Here is a 1,092-nt window from a genome sequence, read left to right as displayed (position 1 = left end):
ACCTCTTCGACAGACCGATTCTACCTTTTTACAACAAAGGTACGAAACTGTCTTTAGCAATCATAGTTTTACCTTGATTATTTAACATTTATGCGACTGCGTCGCATTCTTCTGCAAACTTAGAGTGTAATCCGTGTGACATTTTCGGAGCCCATCGCAAAAATATGGTTTATGGAAACTGTTATACTGTTATATTGTAACGCTTGGATGATTTTTTGCTTTTCCCAAACTGTCAACTGTCAACTGTAACGCTTTAGATTGCAATTCCAATCATACAATTCATTTCCACATCATTGGTATTCTCCCTTTCTGTTCATTGTACCTCCAATCATTGTCCGCCAATTTTGGGACTTAGTGCGAAGTTAGTTATGACTTACTTATGAGGCAACCATGAAACAGTGGGATGAAACAGGGGAACAGATACTGTTTCACTTGTTTGCATATTCCGGAGCATACCCGTTCAGCTTTCCGGAGTTGCAGTCTGCAGCTATGTCATGAATACAGATCAATGTCATTCCAAAACTATCCGTAGTAAATATCATCATTCACAAGCGTTACAGTTGACAGTTGACAGTTGACAGTTTCTGGAAACGATTTTTTATGGGGTTGCTTCGCAAGAAATCTTTGGGGGAAATCTTGTTTAAGATGTTGCCTACGGCAAGAAATATTTTAGGAAGATAGCAATCTTAAATAGATTTCTGGACCGTTTAGGTCCTTAGATTTTACATGAAGATTTCCTCCAAGATTTCTTGCCGGCAGGCAACTAAAATATAATCTTTAACGAAAATGCAGTCTGAAGTCTGAAGTCTGAGGGAGTGGTCTTTATCATCCTACGAAAATCTTAAGAAAAATCTTTAACCAGAATCTTTCCATGTACTCTGTGTGCTCCGTGGATCCGTGTACTCTGTGTGTTCCGTGGATCCGTGTACTCTGTGTGTTCCGTGGATCCGTAAAGGGAGGAAACGAAAAAAGCACCTTGCTTCATTGCTGAAACAAGGTGCTTTGTAAAAGATGGCGGCCTCCTACTCTCCCGCATTGCATTGCAGTACCATCGGCGCAAGTGGGCTTAACTTCTCTGTTCGGAATGGGAAG

Annotated in this window: 1 rRNA gene; it reads right to left on the bottom strand. The window is 40.7% G+C overall.

Going from position 1 to position 1,092, the window contains the following annotated elements:
* Window positions 1-1,009: 1,009 nt before the first annotated feature.
* A 5S ribosomal RNA gene (gene rrf, locus CIK96_RS12985) occupies window positions 1,010-1,092 on the bottom strand; the annotation flags it as partial.

This window comes from Prevotella sp. P4-98, assembly GCF_002251405.1.
Lineage (GTDB): Bacteria > Bacteroidota > Bacteroidia > Bacteroidales > Bacteroidaceae > Prevotella.
This window is presented reverse-complemented; position numbering and strand designations above follow the sequence as displayed.